Here is a 20,245-nt window from a genome sequence, read left to right as displayed (position 1 = left end):
TTAAGTTTGTAAATAATAATACAAATATTTTTGTTTTTGATAATTCTAATTATTTTAAACATATTAAAAAATTGCTATGAATTATTAATAAGTGGTAAAAACGAAAATGATTATTATAAGATAACTTATCAAGAAAAAGATATTTTTTATGATAAAACAAATTGAAAAATACTTTTTTTTCCAAATTTTATTGATTTTAAAAAAGATTTCTTTACATCAACAAAAGGAATATTTCGAAATTTGTTAAAAATTATTTTAGAAAAAGAATTTTTCAATAATGAAGTTTTACAAACAGTAGGGGGTCTATTAAATAACTTAGATTTACAAGAATTTCAAGTTTTAGATTTAATTAAATCTAAATTAAAAACAGAAGATATTAATATTGATTATTACTATCAAGATAATTTATTTAATTATTTATTAGAGCAAATTATTTTCAATATTTTTGATATTGAAAATGAAATAATTGAGATTGTTGATGAAATTAAAATAAAAAAAATATATCTAATATTTTTAGAATATTTTTCAAAAATGGATGATAAAAATATATTATGTATTTTTGAAGAACCTTTAATAGGATTAAATTATTGTGAGTCTAAGAAAATATTGTCAAAAATTAAGCAAATAAGTAATAAAATAATTTTAATTTCAATAATTTCTTATCTTGAAATTGAAGATATTAAGGATATTAAATACTTTTTTAATAACAAATTATTAATAGATTTTTCTGAAATTTATGATGATCTTTATAATTATTTAATCTATTGAGAAGGAAAAAACGAAGAAGATTTTTTATATAATTTAGCACTTTTTATAAAATATTATTTTGAAAATAATTGCCATAAATTTAGTTTCAATGATTTAACTATAGGTAAAAATATCATAAAAATAAATAAAATTCAAAGTAATATAAGCTTAACTGAATTAAATATTTTAGCAGGACTAATTATTTTTAATAGAAATTATGAAAAAATAAAAAAAAGACTTGATTTGAGGTTATCGTACCTTGTAAAATTACGTAGTAGCAAAACTTTGTTACTATTTTATTAAAAAATATAATTTTGATAATAAACTTATCATTTTTTACAATTAAAATTGTAAAAAACCCATATATTTTGAGTCTTTTAAAAAAAATTTTTTTATTTTTTGCTATAATAAAATAAGAGATTTTTAAAAGGAGAAAAAATATGGAAAATTCAACGAGAAAAGTAGTTTTAGTTGGATGTGGAATGGTTGGAAACAGCTTTTTATATTCAGCGATGAATAGAGGGATTGCACAACATTATGTGTTAATTGATGCCTTTCGACAAGCAGCAGAAGGGAACGCTATTGATTTATCAGATGCTGTTGCTGTTTTAGAAAATCGTTTTAGTACAATTAAAGCTGGTGATTATAGTGAATGTAAAGATGCTGATTTAATTGTTATTACAGCTGGGAGACCACAACGAGATGGTGAAACACGTTTAGATATGGTTGCTGATAATGCAAGAATTATGCAAGATATTGCTTTAAAAATTAAAGCGTCAGGTTTTAAAGGTGTTACTCTAATTGCTTCAAATCCGGTCGATGTTTTGGCATCAGTTTATCAAAAAGTAACTGGTTATGCAAAAAATAAAGTTATTTCTTCAGGAACAACTTTAGATTCAGCACGTTTAAGACGCTTAGTTGGTAATAAATTAAATATTGCTCCAGCTAGTGTTAATGCCTATGTTTTGGGTGAACATGGCGATTCATCAGTTTCTGCTTGATCAAAAGCTTCAATTATGCAAAAATCAATTGCTGATTTTGTTGCAGAAGGAAAATTAACAGAAAAAGATTTAGAAGATATGCACCAACAAATGATGAAAATGGCTTATACAATCATTGATTTAAAGAAAGCAACTTTTTATGGAATTGGGGTATGTTTATCATCAATTGCAAAAGCAATTTTAAATGATGAAAGATCAACGTTCTTAGTTGGTGCAAAATGTGAAGGCGAATATAATGTTAAGGGAACATACATTGGTGTGCCAGCCGTTATTGGGGCGAATGGAATTGAAGAAATTATTGAATGAAAATTAGCAAAAGAAGAGCAAGTTCAATTTGAAAAATCAGCGACACAATTACATGAAGCTTTAAATGTTGCTCTTGCAGCGCTAAAATAAGTAATATTTAAGAGGACTTTGAACATCTATAAAGTAAACGCCCCAACTCTTAAAAAGAGTGTAATATTTTATTAGGAGATGTTCTTTTATTATGGGAAAATGATACACAAAAGAAGAAAAAATAAAAATTATTAAATATTATCATAAAAATGGGTATATGAATACAATAAAAAAATTTACTATTGCAAAGGAAACTTTAAGCAGATGAATTAAAATCACAAATGAAGATAATTTAACTCCTGGAAAGGGTCCTTAGTCAAAGGGGATTCGCAGACTAGGGCGACCTAAAACTATTGATTTTAATAGTATGAGTAAAGAGGAACTAATTAAATATATAGAAATGATACAAGATATAAAAAAGTATTTAACCAAATCGAAGAAAATGAAATTTTGAGCGGTTTGGTCCTTGAAGAAAAAATACACGATTAAATATTTAACTCATATTTTAAATATTTCTAAATCAGGATATTATAAGTGATTTAACAATGGTATGCAAAAATTTAATAAGTGAGATTCAAAATTAGCTAAATTAATTAAAACATCATTTTTGAAATTTAATAAAATTTATGGTTATAAAATGCTAACTTTAATAATTAATAAAATCTATAATTTATCTTTAAAAGCTCATATGTTATATAGATATATGAAATATTTGAATCTAAAATCTGTTCAAAGAATTAAAAAATTCAAATATAAACTTTCATCTGGGCCTTTTCGATATGAAAATTTATTGAGTCAAAACTTTAGGGCTACTGAACTTAATCAAAAACTAGGAACCGATATTACATATTTGCTAACTAATAAAAAAACTTATTATTTATCAATTGTCAAAGATTTTCATAATAACCAAATTTTGGACTATCAAATTAGTAATAATTTAGGTACTAATTTTGTTTTAAAAAATATTATTAATGCTTGAATAAAAGCTGGTAAACCTAAAACATGAATTTTACAATCTGATCAAGGATTTCATTACACAAATCAAAATTATCAAAGACTTTGCAATTATTTAGGAATTAAAATATTAATGTATAAACGAGGTAATCCATATGATAATGCACATACTGAATCATGATTTGGTACAATGAAAAGTGAATTTTTAAATTAAATTTCAAGAAAAAAGAGAACTACAAAATGAATTATAAGTAATTTACCTAAGTATATTTATTTTTATAATAATTTTAGACCACAATCAAAAGGTCTAAGTCTGTTGAATACAGGAACCTAAGCCTTTAGTCATTTTTTATAATTCACTTTTTAAGTCTTTTTTTTGGTTAAATTTCTAATATTTTTTATTTTTTGGAAGAAAAATGTGATATCATTATCACATAGGATTTGCCTATTTTTTATATCAAACATGTATTAATCGTGTATCAATTATCAACAATATTAATTAAATATATTAAAAGGAGTTTTTAAGAATGAAAAATTTATTTTTAGTATCATCAGCTAGTATGGCAGTAACTTCATTAATACCTGCTACAACATTTACTTCTATTTCAACAGCACGACTTGTTGAACTAGCAAAAAATAATAATGTTGTAGAGTATAACATTAGCGGTATGAGTGGAAAGAAGGAATTTCCTGTTCGAACAACTGATTACGGTGTTGTAAATAATCACCAGCCAATTGATTTTAACTATTCGGAACATGCAAATACTTGAGATAGTTTTGTGAATAAATATCCAAAGTTTAAGTTTACTAAATTAATGATTAAAACTTATATTGCGGGTAATCAAGATGGATTTAATTTATCAAATATCCCTTTTAAAACTGCTGATTTTAAATTGCAAATGAAAAATGGTCAGTTTATTATTAAGAGAACTATAGCTAAAAATCAAACTGATTTTGTTCGCTTAACAGTCGTTGGGTTGCTAAAAGAAGCATTGGGTCAAATTAAGTTTTATGTGCAATATGATTTAAATATTTCACAACAATATGGTGCACCCTATCCATTTTATAGTTCAGAAGCTGAAACAATTCAATTTTTTGCAGATTAAAGAAATTAAATTGTTTTTGAAGAAAGGAAAATAATTTTGAAAATTGATAGGTTATATCAAATCAGGAAAAACGGAAAAAGCTATAGTAATAATCGTAGTAATAAAATTAAGATTAGAAATATTTATGAACGTTTTATTAAAATTATTACTTTAATAATTATTCCATTATTATTAATTGTTTTAATTTATGGAATTGGAATGATTTTAAAAGAATATGCTAATAATCTTGTAATAGTAACAATTGGGGATGTTTGTACTAAAATCGGAAAAACAGTTTTTGATAATTTATCACTTATCATTTGTTTAGTAACAGTTATTAGTATTACTAATAATGTGAAAGCCGTAGCAATTGCTGTTACTGGCTTTTTAGTTTTTGTTGTGATGCAATATGCATTAATTCAGTATAAAGTCACTCCTGAAGGAACGACTTATGTTACTAGCATTCTTTTCTTTTACCATGGGAATAATTTATCAATGGTTTTAGGAACAACTTTTGGTCTTGTTACTTTAAATACTTCAATTTTAGGGGGAGTAATCGTTGGAATTGTTTCATCATACATTTATAATAAATCTATTGATTTGCGTTTACCAAAATCCTTCGGATTATTAAATGGTTTTCCGTTTGTTACTTTAATTGTTGTTTTAGTAAATATGTTTTTAGCAATTATTTTCTTACTTTTATGGATTGTGTTGGCAATTGTTTTAAACCATATTTATAATTGAATGTGACAACAAAGTGCAAATAATTTCTTAGGACCAGCTTTTGTCTATGAATTATTAAATATTTTATTAATTCCACTTGGTTTTAAGGATATTGTTGCTAATTTATTTATTCCAACAACTGTTGAGACACTAAGCCAAACAGAGTTTGAAGCTTTATTTAGAAATATTGCTCTTCATTATGGCTGAGAGCATAATATTTTTGATGATACTTCAGATAATAGTACGATTCAAGTTGCCTGGAATTTTATAAGACAACCATTTTTCCGAGATCAGCAGATCAGTATTTTAGGATGAATTAATTCTCTTCCAATCAACCGTTTACCACAAGCAAATGGTTTTTCAGCCCAAGTTTATGATTGATTTTTATCTAGTAATTTTGGTCATTTATTACAACTAAAATTACCACCAAACTATGCTTTTACCTTTGGTGGTTCGTTAGCAATTAGTACAGCTATTATTTTAACTAGTAAAAAAGAAAATCGTGTGCCAACAGCAATTTTAATGACAATGATTGTGGCGGTTACCATTTTAACGGGAAACAATGTAATTATTAATTTATTTGCCTTCTTTGTTTCACCATTATTATACTTTTGTGTTTATACTCCTCTTGCTGGATTAAATGGTTTATTTATGTCAATGCTTGATGTTCATATTTGAGTATCCTTTACCGATGGTTTAGTTGATTTTATTTACAAAGGAGTTATTCCGGTCGCCAAAGGAACTAATTTCTTCTGAGTACCAATCTTTACTCTGATCTGATTTGTTATTATGACCCCAATCTTTTGGAAAGCAATTATTTATTTTGATTATCCTTTTATCGGCCGAAGAGAAACGATTTTACCACGAATTACTCACAAAAATTATCATGATATGTGGAATCATTAGTATATTAAATTATTAATTATATGGATATATTTAATCAAATTATATATTATATTTTCAAATATAATATATAATTTGATTAAAGAAATAAATGCTTGGAAGGGTTGAATTTAAAATGCAAATTAAACCATTTTTAAAATGAGTTGGGGGAAAAACTCAATTAATTAATGAAATAAAGAAGAGAATGCCCAAAGAATTTAACCGATATTTTGAACCATTTATTGGTTGGGGTTCTTTATTTATTAATATTCATAATAATAAAAATATTAAAAGTGTGATTAATGATATTTCATCTGAATTAATTAATTCTTATAAAGCAGTTCAAACAAATCCAGAAAAATTAATAAAATTATTAAATGAACATGAAAAAAACATTTGTTAAATCCTAAAGAATACGATTATTTTGTTAGGGAACAAGATAGAAATAAAAATTGAAGCCAAGAAGATATTTTTGTTAAAGCCGCTAGATTAATTTACTTAAATAAAGCTTGTTTTAAGGGCGTATATCGTGTGAATAAAGATGGATATTTTATAATGTTCCTTGAAATAAAAAACAGTTAAACTATGTTATAAAGATAATATAATGAATTTGAGTAAACTTTTAAATAATAATGTTGAAATTATAAATGATGATTTTGAAACAGTTTGCGAATATGCCCAAAAAGGTGATTTTATCTTTTTTGATCCGCCGTATGATTTACTAAAAATGTAGAAACCACACACATTTTGTATTTTTGGTTTTTACAGTTTTGAACTAAAAATTTTTATAATATTTTTAATTAAGGAGTTGAAATTATGCAAACAAAGCAATATTTTATTTTGCAGTCGCTAGTGAAAAAGTAGGGTAAAGATATTGTTATTAATACTGTTAATAAGATTTCAAAAGATATTGAAATTAAAAAGTAAAAGAATAAATTATTCCGCGTAATTTATTAGCGGATAATTTATTCAATAGTGTTTTTAATGGAGCGAAGCGACAATGAGCGGATCGAGTTTGCAAATTTCAATTTTTTAGTTTTTAGAGAGGAGATGTAATATGCCAACTTGATTAACTACAATATTTAGTGTTGTTATTATATTAGGGATTTTTGTTTGAATTGGTTTATCAATTTATCAAAAAATTAAACAAATTCGAGGAAAGAAAAAAGATAAAAAAGAAATTGAAAGAAAGGAGAGTAATAAATAATGTTAGGTATGTATTTAACAACAGCGTTTAATTTTTTGACAGCACCTACACCTAAAACTATGACTGAGGGTATGACTGGTATTTGAACGGGTTTGACTAGTGCATTATGAAAAGTTAAAGAAGGTATAACAAATATTTTACCTGAGATAATGGTTTTCTTAGGTGAAGCGTGAATTATATTAATTCCATTTGCTATATTTTGTATTATTAAAATCTTAAACTTTTTCCGTGTTATGGTTAAAGGATTTTAATATTTATTATAATCGATTATATATCTTAGCTAAGGCACACTAGTTTTTATGTGAATTGAATAAATAATTTTGTTGTTTTTTTTGCACTATACACTGTCTACAAATTTATTTTTAAATAAATTTAACTACTCATTTGGTTATTTTTAGTAGGATTTAATAGAAATAAGAATATTAATAACAGTTTTGAACCAAAAATTTTTATAATATTTTTTATAAATATACCTACTTTCTTTTAAAAACTTGTAGGCAGTATATAGTGTAAAAATATCAACTTAATTATATTTAAGGTATTATTATGGTTTTCTCTCTGTATAAAAATATTTATAAATTTGTTAATTTATTAAAAATTCAAATAATAAATTTAAAAGTTATTATTAAAATTATTATTAGTGAAATAATTGTTTTAATTGGTGATACCATTCATGATAATCAAAAAATAGATGGTATCACATTTGTAAAAAATGAATTTATTAAATAGAAAAATGAATTTATTATTTCTTCGATATTTTATTTCTTCTTTCTATTTAAAATAATTTATACAGAGAGAAAACCAATGGTCCTATTACAATTAATTTGGTAACAACTGATAGCAGTTATACTTTTTTAATTGATTAAAAAAGGTATTCAAAATCAAGCTTCTAATAGTGTTGTTGTAGATATTTCTTGGTTGTATAATAAATTATATTTTAATTTTAAAGTTAATTGTTGAATGTATCAGGGTGGAAATTCTTCATGAACTGATACAACTAGTAGATTACAAGTTTCTAAAATAACTTTAAATTCTAATCAGAATTTGAATACAATAAAAAATAATTTAGCTAGTGTATTATCTAATACAATTAACTTAGTGAGTGATTATTCAGGAAGCTTAATTGATAAACGAAATATAATTGATCCAACAGGAAAAGGAAATGATGAAACTACATTGTTAAATTCTGCAATCTCAAAAGTATTGGGTAGTGAGTATAATGATTGAAAAGAATATATTCAACCGTTTTCTTTTAGTGATGAGACTAGAAAAGCAACAACAACTATAAAGTTCAATGATCCAGTTACTAGTCAACAACAAGTTTGAACTTTTAATACCCCAATTAATATTACTTTATCACAGAATTATTGAGGTAAGAGTTTAAGTGAACGAATGCATTTATTACCTGGACAAATTGTAAACCCTAATGATTCCACAAAAGGAATTATTATTGATACATCAGATATATTAGATCCTCCAAGCCCAAGTAAAAACTATGGTGGAACCTTAAGATATCATACAACTGCGAGTATTGAGTTTGACAGTTTGTTAGACAATACAGAATGGTTAGAAATTAATGGTACTAAAGTTGATGTTTTAGACAATAAATTTAGTGCTGTATTACTAGACAATCGTGTATCATGAGAAAAGAACAACACATATGATATTATTGCATATCATAATGATGGTGTTTATAAAGCACAGTATGAACTACTGGGATTAGTAAAGCATTAAAAGAAATAACAGCAGTAAGATACTAGTTAAAAAGTCCTTAATTTTACAAAAAAAGAATATTTTTAAAATATTCTCATTTTAGTATTCCCTTTTTTCAAGAATTATGTTTTAATAAATATGTAAATAAGATACTTTTAAATTAAGCAGTTTAATGATTAACTATTTTTAAAAATAGTCTAAAATTATTGTTAAACTGGTACCTAAAATAATATTCGAACTTAAAGTAGAATTGATTTGTATTTTTTCTTTTTTTTGCTACAATTTTTATAGTACAAACAAATTAACATCTATTATCAAGATAATATTAAAATGTAACATTAAAAAAATATAGTTTTATTTAAAAAATAAATAGAAAATAGGTGATGCTAATGATAAAACCCAAAAAACTGACAGCATTAGTTGGTTGGCAGTATTTAGTTTCAATGCTTTTTTGAATTATTTATACTGCCGTAATTATTACATTTTTAATTTTATTTATTAATGAACGTGATCGGATTAATAGTGAAAACAATGTTTCAAAGACTTTAGCAGAAATTGCAGCTGGGAAAAAATCAGCCGAACAAGTGCAAGAAACATATAAAAATTTAATGAGTATTACATATCCATTAATTGATTTTTCATTATTATCATTTAATTTTTTTGGAGAAAAAAATAATGTAACAGATTGAAGTGAAGCATGAAATCAACGTGCAACAAATATTAATATGGCTTATTCATATTTATTTATTACGGGGATGATTGCCTTGATTTCATTATGCTATTATATTGTAATTATTATTAAAATAGCACAACGTCATCGTTTTGAAGTTCGTTATGGATTATCAACAACTTTTCCAAATGATTATGTTATTTTTAATCCTCGTATGTATTTAAACTTTTTAACAAATTTAACAGTAATTTTTAGTTTTTTTAACTTTTTAACAACCTTAATTACTTTAGTATATGGCATTTTATTAGTATTAGTGTCATATTTATTCTGATATGTGTTAAATCGTCAGACAGAAATTTTAGTTCCACATAAATGATGAAAAGCAACTAACTTTAGTTTCTTTATTACTGTTTTACTAATTCAAAATGGTTATACATTAATTAAAGCAATGTTTGCAACAAAATTTGGTGTTGATTTAGACTTAATCGTTTCAATTATTATCCCAATTGGGACAATTACTGTTATTATTGCTGTCTTTATTAAAAATATGTTATCAACAAAAGTTACTGCTGTTCGTAATGCTATTAAGAAAATTAGTGAAAAAGTGAGTGCTTTTCGAATTTTCTATTATACCGAAAAAGAAAAAGCATTGGAAGATTATGCTTTTGTAACCCAATTACCAACCTTGGTAAAAAAACCATTATCAAATAATAGTATTACTCGTGAGCAAGCTTATGAGTTAATGAAAACAATTGATGAGACAGTGGCTTTCTTTGATAAGCATCTTTTGAAAGAAAAAGAAAAAAATTATATGTTATATCATTTATTTAATCAAATTACAGATGTGGCTGAAATTGTAGAAATTAAAGCAAATATCTTAAAAGTTGAGGAAAAACAGAAAACAAAAAATGATAAACATTCTAAAATAATAGCTTAGAATGTTTTTTCTTCGGATAATGGTTAACTTTCATTATATAATTAATACTAGGAAAACGGGGGAAGTATGGAACCAAAAACAGTTGTTACTTTAACAGTTAAAGCAAATGATGTTAATCAAACAATTTTTAATTTTATTAAAAAGATGTTTCAAACAACTCCGTTATCAGTTATTTATAAATTATTTCGCAATAAAAAAATTAAAGTAAATAACAAAGTAATGAAAGAACGAAATTATAAACTTCAATTAGGAGATCAAATTATTATTTTTGATAAAAATTTAGTTGTAACAGAACGAAACCAGGCAGTAACTTATAATAATGTTGAAACATTACCATTACAAGTTGTTTATGAAGATGACAATATTCTTGTTGTTGATAAACCACATGGGGTAGAAATGTACTCAAAGTTTCATACTTCATTAGATGCGATGGTGCAACATTATTTAATTCAAAAGCATGAATATCATCCCGAGGATGAACAGTCATTTGTTATTTCCCATGTTCATCGATTAGATAAATTAACGCGAGGATTAGTTTTATATGCTAAAAATAAAATTACCTTAGATTTATTATTAGCTAAAATTAACCAAAAAGAATCTATCGAAAAAAAATATTTAGCAAAGTGTGAAGGAATTATTAAAGAAACTGATTTTACCCTTACGGGTTATTTATATAAAAATGAAGATAAACAAAAAATGGTTTTTACTAAAACAGTGCAACCACATGCTAAAGTAGTTAAAACACATTTTAAAGTTCAGCACCAGTTAACAAATGCAACATGATTGGAAGTGACACTAATAACTGGCCGTAAGCATCAGATTCGTGCCTCATTAAGTTATTTACATCATCCCATTGTTAATGATATTAAATATGGAGCTAAACAAGAAACAAAGGAGTATATGATTGTTTTATATGCGACAACCTTAATTTTTCATCAATTGCCAGACCATTTAAGTTATTTAAATGAAAAGATTATTAAAATTCCAGAAAATATTATAAAATAAAAATACTAGGAACGAGGTGAAGTAATTGTCAACAAGAAGAGGAATTTTCAGTATTTTAATCGGGGCTTTTACTTCGTTAATTGGTACATGTTTTCAATTTACGTTAATGTATTTATTAATTCGTAGTTATGGTTCCCAATTTAACGGGTTTGTCAAGAACAGCGTTGCGATTGTTGCTTTTTTAGGAACAGTGGAAGGTGGTTTAGGGGCCATTACTGTTATTTTTTTAGTAAAACCACTATTACAAAAAGATTGAATTAAAGCAAATGAAATGGTTAATACGGCAAAACATCAATATAAAATATCAGGTTACATTGGTATTATTTTATTAATTGCCATTGCTGTTGGTTATAGTGCCTATATTTATTTATTTGAAAATAATTTTAGTATTTTACAAAATAATAAAACAATTAATTATCCGTTATGAAAAATGATTTTAATTGTATTTACTATTGGAACAAAAAAATTAATTGCGTTATTTTGAACAGCAGCGTATGAGAATTTAATGCAAGCTGATCAAAATAATCATTTACGGCGCTTAATTTTAATGATTTGTGATTTAATCTCATATTCAATTGTTTTCTACTTAATTTCAATTGCAATTGACCCTATTTTTGTTTTTTTAATTTTCTTACTTTATTCGATGATGAAAGGAAGTTTAATTTATTTATTTATTAAGTTACATTATCCTTGAATGCGCATTGTTCGTCAACGCGATAATATGCAACTAGTTAAATCAAGTAACATTGTTGTGTTTAAAAATATTGGTGAAACATTATTAATTAATGGTGATGTTATTATTACGGCGTTATTATTAGGCTTACGAATATCATCAACCTTGTCATTATATATGACAATTACGGTTGGAGTTCGTAGCATTATGATGATTTTAATTAATTCCTTCCGTGAATTTTTTGCAGCATGAACAGCGAAAAATGGTCGTGTTGATTGAAAAAGTTATATGAAATTTGAAACATACGCTTTTATGATAGCTGGTTTCTTGTTTGTTAACCAGTTTATTTTATCACCATATTTTGTGACAACATTGTATGCGCCACAAATTATTGAGCAAATTCGAACTAGTGATTCAACATTAAATCCATGAACATCACAAGAACGTGAAATTTTTAAAAGTATCTTTTATCAACCAACCTTTTCCTTGTTAGTTGCTTTAAGTTCTGTTTTTATTGTTTTAGCTGAGCCAGCAAATGTCTTGGTATATGCCAAAGCAAATTATAAACAAACAGCAATCCCAACTTTTATTATTGGTTGTCTTAATATTGTCTTTTGTTTTTTCAGTGCTTTACTTTGGCGTTTTGGTTTTAACAATTTAGCAGCCGCATTATATAGTATTTTAATTATTACTTGTTTGATGAGTTTTTTGCGGTTTTTATACTTATGATGTTATAACTGAATATTTTTAACTTATAATAGTAACTTTAAAGGTGTTTTCTGAAATTGAATGATTTTGTTAGTGCCAATGATTATTGCTATTTTAGTTAATTATTTATTTTTATCAAAAACATACAATGCTAGTCAAATTTATAATATTGATTTACAGCCAGTTTGAGGATGACAAAAATTATTAAATTTCTTCTTTGGTTTAATCTTCGCCTCCTTGTTTGTTATTTTTGCTAATTCAATCTTTTGAGCTCCTAGTTCAGTGCGTGGACTCTTCTTACGTTTACCACTTGTGTACAAAATTTGAACCAAACGCCAAGATAAAATGCGAATTCTTCGTCGTAAAAAATATGAAGATGATTTTATTACCTTAACTGAAGCAGAAATGCCATATCAAAAAATGTGAGAACGAGAAGAAACCTTACGTAAAAATACGAAGAAAATAGACAAAGATGAACCAAATAAAGAAATTTATAAACTAACAGGTTAAAAAAATAAGTTAGCAATAACTTATTTTTTAATGTCACTTAAATAACCAGGGTGGTATTTTTGACCATGAATAATTTTTGTAATATTATAAAGCGCATTAATAGCTTCTCCAAACCCAGTTACCATATTATAATATTTTCCTGCATAATAAGCAGTATTTCCAGCGGCAAAGATATGGGGATGATTTGTTTGACCAGTTGGCTCAATAATTATTTTTCGCATTGGGGTTGCTGTTAAAGTTAATTGTTGTAACATTGTTGGTGCAACTTTTGCACCATATTGAACAATAAAATGATCAGCTGGAATGGTTAATGTTGCATGCGTTGTTTCGTGCACTAATGTTAAAGCGGTAATTTTATTATTAATCGTATCAACTGCTTTAACATGATAAGGTTTTAATTCCGTGACTTTATTTTGCTGTAATTTTTGGACATTACTTTCTTTAGCTCGGTACAAACTACGACGATGGATAATTGTAACATCTTTGCTAATGTTATCTTCAATTAAATGATTTGCCCAATCAACAGCACTATCACCACCACCAAGAATAACAATTTTCTTGTGTGTTAAAAGGGTTGGATTTTTAACAGCATATCATAAGTTTTCATATTCTTGATGAGGATCAAGATGTTCTAAACGAATAGGAGTAAAAACACCATTGCCACTCGTAATTAAAATTGTTTTAACCGTAAGTGTTTCGTTAGTTATTAAAGTAATAGTAAATCCATCCGTTGTTTCAAGAACATTACTAATGTTCGTTTTCCCAATATATGTTATTTTTCCTGTATTTTTTTCAGCTTGTTTAATTAAATTTTCAATAAATGTTTTAGTTTTAATTTCTTCAAACCCGGGCATATCATATAATGGTTTTTCTGGATATAACTCTCATGGTTGTCCACCAGGAGTATCATTTCCTTCAATTATATAACCGCTTAACCCTAACATACCAGCACAACTTCAGGCATATAAACCAACCGGACCAGCCCCAATAATTAAAATATCTTTCATTTATTTATAACAACCTTTCTAATTTTTCTGCACTTTAATTATTACATATTTTTCTAAAAGTCTAGCACAATAATTAATTCCTAGATATAATTATAAAAGAGAGTGGGATATTGATGAAAATAATTGTTAAAAATGAGATAGCAACAAAACTTTTAGCTGAAAAAATTGCTCCGTTTTTACATCCTAATTTATTTTTATTATTAGAAGGACCATTAGCCGCTGGAAAAACAACTTTTACAAAATATTTATTAAAAGCTTTAGGGGTAACTGTTCCAGTTACTTCACCAACTTTTTTAATTATGCAACAATATACGACAAATCAACAAATTATTGTTAACCATATGGACTGCTATCGATTGTTAGGATTAGAACAAGAAGAAGAGTGAGAAATGTATTTTGAACATTTTCCGGATAGTATTAATATTATTGAATGACCAGCAGGGATTAGCAACCAGTTAAGTTCAAAGTATGAGGTAATTAAAATTACGATTAAAATAATTAATGAACACGAACGAATTTTTACTATTAAAACTACCAATAAGCATTTACAAAGCGCATTAGGAAAAGAGGGATAAGATGTTAAATCTATTTATTGATACTAGTACTGATTTTTTAATTTTAATTTTAGAACAAAAGCAAAAAATCATTGGGCAAGTTCACGAAAATCATACTCGTCGTCATACTGAAGCAACATTGCCAGTGATTAAACAATTACTAAGTGCGTATCAATTAAAATTAAAAGATATTAATAATTTTTATTTAACAACTGGTCCAGGTAGTTATACTGGTGTTCGCATTCCAATGACGATTGTGAAAACAATTAAGATAATTAATTCGGCGATTAATGTTTATACAATTAACACATTGCTTTACCAAGCTGGATTAGATAATGTTGTTTCAATGCTTGATGCGCGGGTCGGAAAACGATATTTTGCGGTAATTAGTAATGGCACAGAAGTGATTCCCGGACAAGTTCTTGATTATGAAACTTGTATTGAAATTACAAAGCAATTTCCAGGTTATGAGTTTCGTTATAATTTACAAGAAATTGATTTTGTTCAAAATTATCTTGTTTTAAAAGATCATTTTAAATTAGTTACAGATATTTTCGCTTTAGAACCACAATATTTAAAAAAGGATTGAAGTTAAATGGTTGTTTTAAAACCAGTAAATAATAGTGATGCTTTATTATTATTTTTATTAGAACAAGAAAATTATTCGCGCCATTGTTATAAATATCGTAATTTAATTCAAATGATTAATAACACAAATTATCTTGTTTATAAATTAATTGTCAAAAATAATCTCTATGGTTATTTTATTTTAATGCATAGTGGTGATGATTTTGAATTAATTCGGTTAAAAGTTAAAAAACGTTATCATCATCAAGGATATGGTCGTCAAATGCTAAAATATATTTTAACACATTTTTCGTATCAACAAATTTTTTTAGAAGTAAATGAACATAATCTTGCTGCTCAACAATTATATTTAAAGCATGGGTTTAAGATTATTCGAACAATTTCCCAATATTATGATGTAGAAAATGGGTACTTAATACTTAATTTTACGGTATAATATATAAGAAAAAACTAGGTGGTAAAGGAGAGAAAAGATGGGAAGAGCATTTGAAGTTCGTAAGCAATTAATGGCAGCAACGGCTGCTAAAAAAGCAGTATTATATAATCGTGTTGCTCGGGAAATTTATTTAGCAGCGCGTGAAGGAAGTGTTGACCCCAATGCTAACTTAGCATTACGGAATGCAATTGATAAAGCAAAAGCAAAACAAGTTCCACGAGATGTTATTGAACGTGCAATTAAAAAAGCAAGCGGAAATGATAATAAAAATTATCAAGCAATTCGTTATGAAGGTTATGGACCAGGCGGTAGTACAATTATTGTTGATACATTAACAGATAATGTTAACCGTGCCGTTGCAGAAGTACGTAATTGTTTTACTAAAACGGGAGGGAAACTAGGAGTTAACGGAGCTGTAGTTCATTTATTTGATCATTTAGCAGTTTTTGCTTTTACCGATAAAACTGTTGAAGCAGTATTAGAATTATTATTACTAGCAGATTGTGATATTAATGATGTTGTTGCTGAAGATGGACAAATTGTTGTTTATGCCCCAGTAACAGCATTTAATAATGTTAAAACCGCATTAGACCAAGCAGGGATTACCACATTTCAAATGGCAGAAATTACAATGTTACCCCATGACCGCATTACTTTGCAAGGAGATGACGCTGAACAATTTGAAAAAATGTTAAATATGTTAGATTACATTGATGATGTGCAAGATGTTTATCATAATGTTTTACTTGCTTAGACAGGAATGAAAAGTAGGAAAATAGTTTGGAAAACTAGAAACAATTGAAAAATTATCGTTAATAGTGCATAATAATAGTAAAGTAAAAAAGGAGTTTAGATAACAATGTCAAATTTTTTGGGTGGTAGTATGACAATGAATGTGATTTTAGTCGTAATTGTAGTTGCAGTTATTATTTTTGCAATTGTTTCTTCAATTATGGGACGAAAAGCACAGCGCATTGAACGGGAAAAACGAAAAAAACAAGTTAAAGATAAAATTAAACTATATATTAAAGATACTGATAATCGGAAAAATTTAAGATTAGAATATGAAAAAGTTATTGCTCGAAAAGGAAAAGAATTTAAGTATCGCGATATTTTTGATGTTATTGTTGATATTTATGAAGCAAAGACAAATACTTTTTTAGAACAAAAAGCGTTTGAAATTGAAGGTATTTCAAAAAAAATTAGTAAAAAACAATATGAAACAACTTGAATTGTTAACCAAGAAATTGATTTAGAAGAAACAAAACACCGCATTGAAATTAGTGAAAAAAAAGTTAAGTTAACAAAAGAGGAAAAGAAAGCAGCGAAAATTGCTGCAAAAAAAGAATATGAGGCACATCGTGCTGAAATGCTTAAAAAGCGTGAAGAAGAACGGAAATTGCGCAAAGCTGGACAACTTCCTGTTGATGAACGCCCAAAACCAAAACCAGAGAAATTTGTCCCTAGAAAATAAGTGCTATCTTATTTTCTTTGTATTTATAAAGCAAATTCCAAATAACGAAAGTGAAGTGCAACAATGGATTTAGGAATCACTTTAAAAAAAGAAGATTTTAAACGATTTAAAAAATGTTTTAAAATTGCTTGAACATTAGCCTCGCGAAGTAATTTAAAAACAGTTCAAGAATGAGTGACAGCTCAAAAAATTTCGGTCTTTTTTGATTTGCACGATAATATTAACAGTGCCAAAATTGATGAAACCATTTTTCTTGATGATGAAAATGAAGGGGGAAAAGGTTTATTTCAACCGCATTTATATGATTTAGCGCTAGAAACTTATTGACCAGCAGATGAAGGCGCCGATAATAATGATGTACGAACTTTACCAGATGATGCCCCAACAACAATGGCAGATGTTAAAATTGATTTTTATCCTGGTGAAACAATTGCTGATGGAAATGAAGTTGGTCAACGTGCGCGGGAATATTTTATGCGTGATCATAATTATTTTAATTTAGAACATTACAGTAAGAAAATTGCTTTTGCAAAAACAACGGAAGTATTAGCAAATTCAAACTATGATGTTTATTTTGAACCATCTTTTGTTTATAACAATTGTATTACAAAGTGTGATATTTTAAAAAAACTTCCAGATGGAACTTATCATTTAATTGAGGTTAAAGCCTCAACTGGTCGGAAATATGACAAAGAGGCACAAATGTATGTTAATAAGGATGTCAAGGATGAATATGGTTATGACGTTGCCTATCAGTATTATGTTTTAACTGGGGCAGGGTTAACAATTAGTCGAATTTCTTTGATGTTATTAAATTCGGAGTATCAGCGTGTTGGTGATATTGATGATGACCAGTTGTTTATGTTTCAAGATCTTTATAAATTGCCAACAAAAACCTTACCGGCTGTTAGTTTATTAAAATTTTGTCAGCAAATGATGACTGGACAGTTTTCCAAACGCGTTGCGAAAAATCGTATTATTACTGATGATTTAACTTTAATTAAACATTACTTTATGCAATCAGTTGAAACAATTTTTCCGTTATTTAGTAAGGAACAATGTTTAAATGGAAAAGGTGATCGTTATGGTTATTGTCAGCATGTTACTAGTTATTTACCACCGCATCATAGTGTCTTTGAATTAACCCGGGGAAGGGAAAAAAAGACATTATTAAAATATCAAGAACACATTGATTTATTAAAAGATATTGTGTTACCATTTACCTTTAAACAATTAACTCGACAAAAAAAACCAATTTTATTTTCAGAAAAACAACAACGTCAAATTCTTGCTGTTCAAGATAATGTCCCAGTTGTTGACCCCAAAAAGGTTGCTATCATTAAACAAATTTTAGAGCATTATCAGTATCCATTATATATGTATGATTTTGAAACAATGAAAGCAGCGGTTCCTCGTTTTGATTATTCATATTCTTATCAACAAATTCCATTTCAATATTCAGTCCATATTATTAAAGATAATCACTTTGATTATCAAGATGAAACAACAATGGAACATCATGCTTTTTTAGCAGATGGTGATGGTGATCCACGCTTAGCACTAATTGAACATTTAGTTACTGATTTATTTAGTCATGGTGGAGGGGTTTATGTTGCTTATTATAAGAGTTTTGAATGTAAGGTTTTAGCGGAATTAATTAGTTATTTAACAATCTTAATTAATCAAAACCGGAATGAGGAACGTATTACAAATTATCAAAATTGACAAAAAAAATTAAGTATTATTCGAAATAAAACAATTGATTTAATGGATTTTTTTCAGGATTTTATGATTTATAAAAAAGAATTTTATGGTTCAGCTTCAATTAAAAAAACGCAACCAGCATTTGATAATCAATTTACTTATCAAACATTAAAGGTGCAAAAAGGTGATATGGCGAGTGAAATCTTTCGTCGTCGCGTGGAAAATAATATTCCAATCACCATTTGACAAAAATCATTTCGAGCAGAAATGTTAAAGTATTGTAATCGGGATACATTAGCAATGGTCGTAATTTATCAACACATTGTTCGTTTAATGGCACCTTTGACACCAATTAAGGGAGGGAAAAAAGATGCAAAAATATAGAGTAATTTTTATGGGAACACCAATCTTTGCGACAGCTGTTTTAAAGGCTTTGCAAAAGTTAAGTCCAACAATTGAAATAATTGGGATTGTTACCCAACCTGATCGAAAAATTGGACGGCAACAACTTGTTCAATTTTCCCCAGTAAAAGAATTTGCTTTAACAAATCAAATTCCTGTTTTTCAACCAGAAAAAATTAATGATCTTTATGCAGAGTTAGTCACTTTGCAACCAGATATTATTGTGACATGTGCTTATGGGCAGTTTATTCCAGAGCGAATTTTAAAATTAGCCCTGATTAATTGTATTAATGTTCATGCTTCGTTATTACCAAAATTACGTGGTGGCGCTCCCATTCATAAAGCTATTATTTATGGTGAACAAGAAACTGGGATTACGCTAATGCAAATGATTAAAAAAATGGATGCGGGCGAAATGTATGTTCAAACAACAATTCCAATTAGTCCAACGGAAACAGCTTCATCTTTGCATGACCGTTTAATGGTTTTAGCAGGAACAATGATTGAAAAGCACTTATTAGATATTATTACTGGCAAAATTAAGGGAACACCACAAGATGATAGTCAAGCAACATTTGCTTATAACATTACCCGCGATGAAGAAAAAGTGAATTGATTTTTACCAAAACAAAAAATTGTTGATCAAATTCGTGGTTTATATGCATGACCAATTGCTTACACAACTGTTAATAATATTCATTATAAATTGCATCAAGCAGCGATTACTTTAGAACCATTAGCTGAAAAAGACGCTGATTTTGTAAATGGAACAATTATTGATATTTCAAAATTAGGGATTAAAGTTAAAGTTGAAGATGGTTATTTATTAATTACGCGTTTACAACGCGAAGGTAAAAAAGCAACTGATGCTAAAAATTATTATCATAATGCATCGTCAGAAATCATAGTTGGAAATATTTTTATTTAAA

Annotated in this window: 22 protein-coding genes and 1 pseudogene; 22 read left to right on the top strand and 1 reads right to left on the bottom strand. The window is 27.1% G+C overall.

From position 1 onward, the window contains the following. The first annotated feature begins 30 nt into the window (after positions 1 to 30). The 15 genes and pseudogenes from SCITRI_RS06180 to SCITRI_RS06110 all read left to right on the top strand — a co-directional run bounded on the left by SCITRI_RS06180 (position 31) and on the right by SCITRI_RS06110 (position 13,151). The gene (locus SCITRI_RS06180) at positions 31 to 1,050 is read left to right on the top strand and encodes a hypothetical protein (protein ID WP_164028316.1); all 1,020 of its coding nucleotides are present in this window, start codon (positions 31 to 33) and stop codon (positions 1,048 to 1,050) included. A gap of 137 nt (positions 1,051 to 1,187) precedes the next feature. Next, complete coding sequence (locus SCITRI_RS06175) at positions 1,188 to 2,144, top strand: L-lactate dehydrogenase (protein ID WP_071937638.1); 957 nt, start codon at positions 1,188 to 1,190, stop codon at positions 2,142 to 2,144. 91 nt (positions 2,145 to 2,235) lie between these two features. Continuing rightward, positions 2,236 to 2,400 (top strand): hypothetical protein, encoded by a 165-nt coding sequence (locus SCITRI_RS11550; protein WP_237237856.1) that lies wholly within the window; start codon positions 2,236 to 2,238, stop codon positions 2,398 to 2,400. A gap of 126 nt (positions 2,401 to 2,526) precedes the next feature. Continuing rightward, positions 2,527 to 3,252, top strand: coding sequence for an IS3 family transposase (locus SCITRI_RS11545; RefSeq protein WP_237237855.1), 726 nt, complete (start codon positions 2,527 to 2,529; stop codon positions 3,250 to 3,252). Between the two features lie 313 nt (positions 3,253 to 3,565). Continuing rightward, the gene (locus SCITRI_RS06165) at positions 3,566 to 4,144 is read left to right on the top strand and encodes a hypothetical protein (RefSeq protein ID WP_071937637.1); all 579 of its coding nucleotides are present in this window, start codon (positions 3,566 to 3,568) and stop codon (positions 4,142 to 4,144) included. A 36-nt stretch (positions 4,145 to 4,180) separates the two neighbouring features. Then, on the top strand, positions 4,181 to 5,752 hold the full coding sequence (locus SCITRI_RS06160; RefSeq protein WP_071937636.1) for a PTS transporter subunit EIIC: 1,572 nt from the start codon (positions 4,181 to 4,183) through the stop codon (positions 5,750 to 5,752). A 112-nt stretch (positions 5,753 to 5,864) separates the two neighbouring features. Next, complete coding sequence (locus tag SCITRI_RS06155) at positions 5,865 to 6,131, top strand: DNA adenine methylase (RefSeq protein WP_071937635.1); 267 nt, start codon at positions 5,865 to 5,867, stop codon at positions 6,129 to 6,131. A gap of 201 nt (positions 6,132 to 6,332) precedes the next feature. Next, the gene (locus SCITRI_RS10175; RefSeq protein ID WP_147077456.1) at positions 6,333 to 6,461 is read left to right on the top strand and encodes a DNA adenine methylase; all 129 of its coding nucleotides are present in this window, start codon (positions 6,333 to 6,335) and stop codon (positions 6,459 to 6,461) included. A 324-nt stretch (positions 6,462 to 6,785) separates the two neighbouring features. After that, complete coding sequence (locus SCITRI_RS06140) at positions 6,786 to 6,935, top strand: hypothetical protein (protein WP_071937633.1); 150 nt, start codon at positions 6,786 to 6,788, stop codon at positions 6,933 to 6,935. Further along, positions 6,935 to 7,186, top strand: coding sequence for a hypothetical protein (locus SCITRI_RS06135; protein ID WP_071937632.1), 252 nt, complete (start codon positions 6,935 to 6,937; stop codon positions 7,184 to 7,186). The genes SCITRI_RS06140 and SCITRI_RS06135 overlap by 1 nt, the downstream gene beginning before the upstream one ends. A 295-nt stretch (positions 7,187 to 7,481) precedes the next feature. Beyond that, positions 7,482 to 7,664, top strand: a complete 183-nt coding sequence (locus tag SCITRI_RS11540) for a hypothetical protein (protein WP_233485479.1) — start codon at positions 7,482 to 7,484, stop codon at positions 7,662 to 7,664. Between the two features lie 74 nt (positions 7,665 to 7,738). Continuing rightward, positions 7,739 to 8,648, top strand: a pseudogene (locus tag SCITRI_RS06125) (Mbov_0399 family ICE element protein); the annotation flags it as partial. A 389-nt stretch (positions 8,649 to 9,037) separates the two neighbouring features. Further along, positions 9,038 to 10,255: a hypothetical protein gene (locus SCITRI_RS06120; RefSeq protein ID WP_237237854.1), complete on the top strand. Its 1,218-nt coding sequence runs from the start codon at positions 9,038 to 9,040 to the stop codon at positions 10,253 to 10,255. Positions 10,256 to 10,321: 66 nt separating this feature from the next. Next, positions 10,322 to 11,260: a pseudouridine synthase gene (locus SCITRI_RS06115; RefSeq protein WP_071937630.1), complete on the top strand. Its 939-nt coding sequence runs from the start codon at positions 10,322 to 10,324 to the stop codon at positions 11,258 to 11,260. A gap of 25 nt (positions 11,261 to 11,285) precedes the next feature. Beyond that, positions 11,286 to 13,151: a transporter gene (locus tag SCITRI_RS06110; RefSeq protein WP_071937629.1), complete on the top strand. Its 1,866-nt coding sequence runs from the start codon at positions 11,286 to 11,288 to the stop codon at positions 13,149 to 13,151. Between the two features lie 20 nt (positions 13,152 to 13,171). Here the strand turns inward: SCITRI_RS06110 and SCITRI_RS06105 are convergent, their stop codons facing one another. Then, the gene (locus tag SCITRI_RS06105) at positions 13,172 to 14,158 is read right to left on the bottom strand and encodes an NAD(P)/FAD-dependent oxidoreductase (RefSeq protein ID WP_071937628.1); all 987 of its coding nucleotides are present in this window, start codon (positions 14,156 to 14,158) and stop codon (positions 13,172 to 13,174) included. 113 nt (positions 14,159 to 14,271) lie between these two features. On the opposite strand from SCITRI_RS06105, the gene tsaE reads away from it, so the two are divergent. From tsaE to fmt, 7 genes are all read left to right on the top strand, one after another. Next, positions 14,272 to 14,733, top strand: coding sequence for a tRNA (adenosine(37)-N6)-threonylcarbamoyltransferase complex ATPase subunit type 1 TsaE (tsaE, locus tag SCITRI_RS06100; RefSeq protein WP_071937627.1), 462 nt, complete (start codon positions 14,272 to 14,274; stop codon positions 14,731 to 14,733). 1 nt (position 14,734) lies between these two features. After that, a complete protein-coding gene (gene tsaB, locus SCITRI_RS06095) occupies positions 14,735 to 15,307 on the top strand; it encodes a tRNA (adenosine(37)-N6)-threonylcarbamoyltransferase complex dimerization subunit type 1 TsaB (RefSeq protein ID WP_071937626.1) in 573 nt (190 codons plus the stop codon). After that, positions 15,308 to 15,736 carry a GNAT family N-acetyltransferase gene (locus SCITRI_RS06090; protein WP_071937625.1) on the top strand — a complete coding sequence of 143 codons (429 nt, stop codon included), beginning with the start codon at positions 15,308 to 15,310 and terminating at the stop codon, positions 15,734 to 15,736. Positions 15,737 to 15,773: 37 nt separating this feature from the next. Next, a complete protein-coding gene (locus SCITRI_RS06085; protein WP_071937624.1) occupies positions 15,774 to 16,490 on the top strand; it encodes a YebC/PmpR family DNA-binding transcriptional regulator in 717 nt (238 codons plus the stop codon). Between the two features lie 105 nt (positions 16,491 to 16,595). Continuing rightward, entirely contained in the window at positions 16,596 to 17,210 is a 615-nt protein-coding gene (locus SCITRI_RS06080) for a hypothetical protein (RefSeq protein ID WP_071937623.1), read from the top strand. A gap of 63 nt (positions 17,211 to 17,273) precedes the next feature. Beyond that, entirely contained in the window at positions 17,274 to 19,298 is a 2,025-nt protein-coding gene (locus tag SCITRI_RS06075; RefSeq protein ID WP_071937622.1) for a DUF2779 domain-containing protein, read from the top strand. Beyond that, positions 19,285 to 20,244 (top strand): methionyl-tRNA formyltransferase, encoded by a 960-nt coding sequence (gene fmt, locus SCITRI_RS06070; protein ID WP_071937621.1) that lies wholly within the window; start codon positions 19,285 to 19,287, stop codon positions 20,242 to 20,244. The genes SCITRI_RS06075 and fmt overlap by 14 nt, the downstream gene beginning before the upstream one ends. The last annotated feature ends 1 nt before the right edge of the window (position 20,245 follow it).

The sequence above is a fragment of the Spiroplasma citri genome (assembly GCF_001886855.1).
Taxonomy (GTDB): Bacteria; Bacillota_I; Bacilli_A; order Mycoplasmatales; family Mycoplasmataceae; genus Spiroplasma; species Spiroplasma citri.
This window is presented reverse-complemented; position numbering and strand designations above follow the sequence as displayed.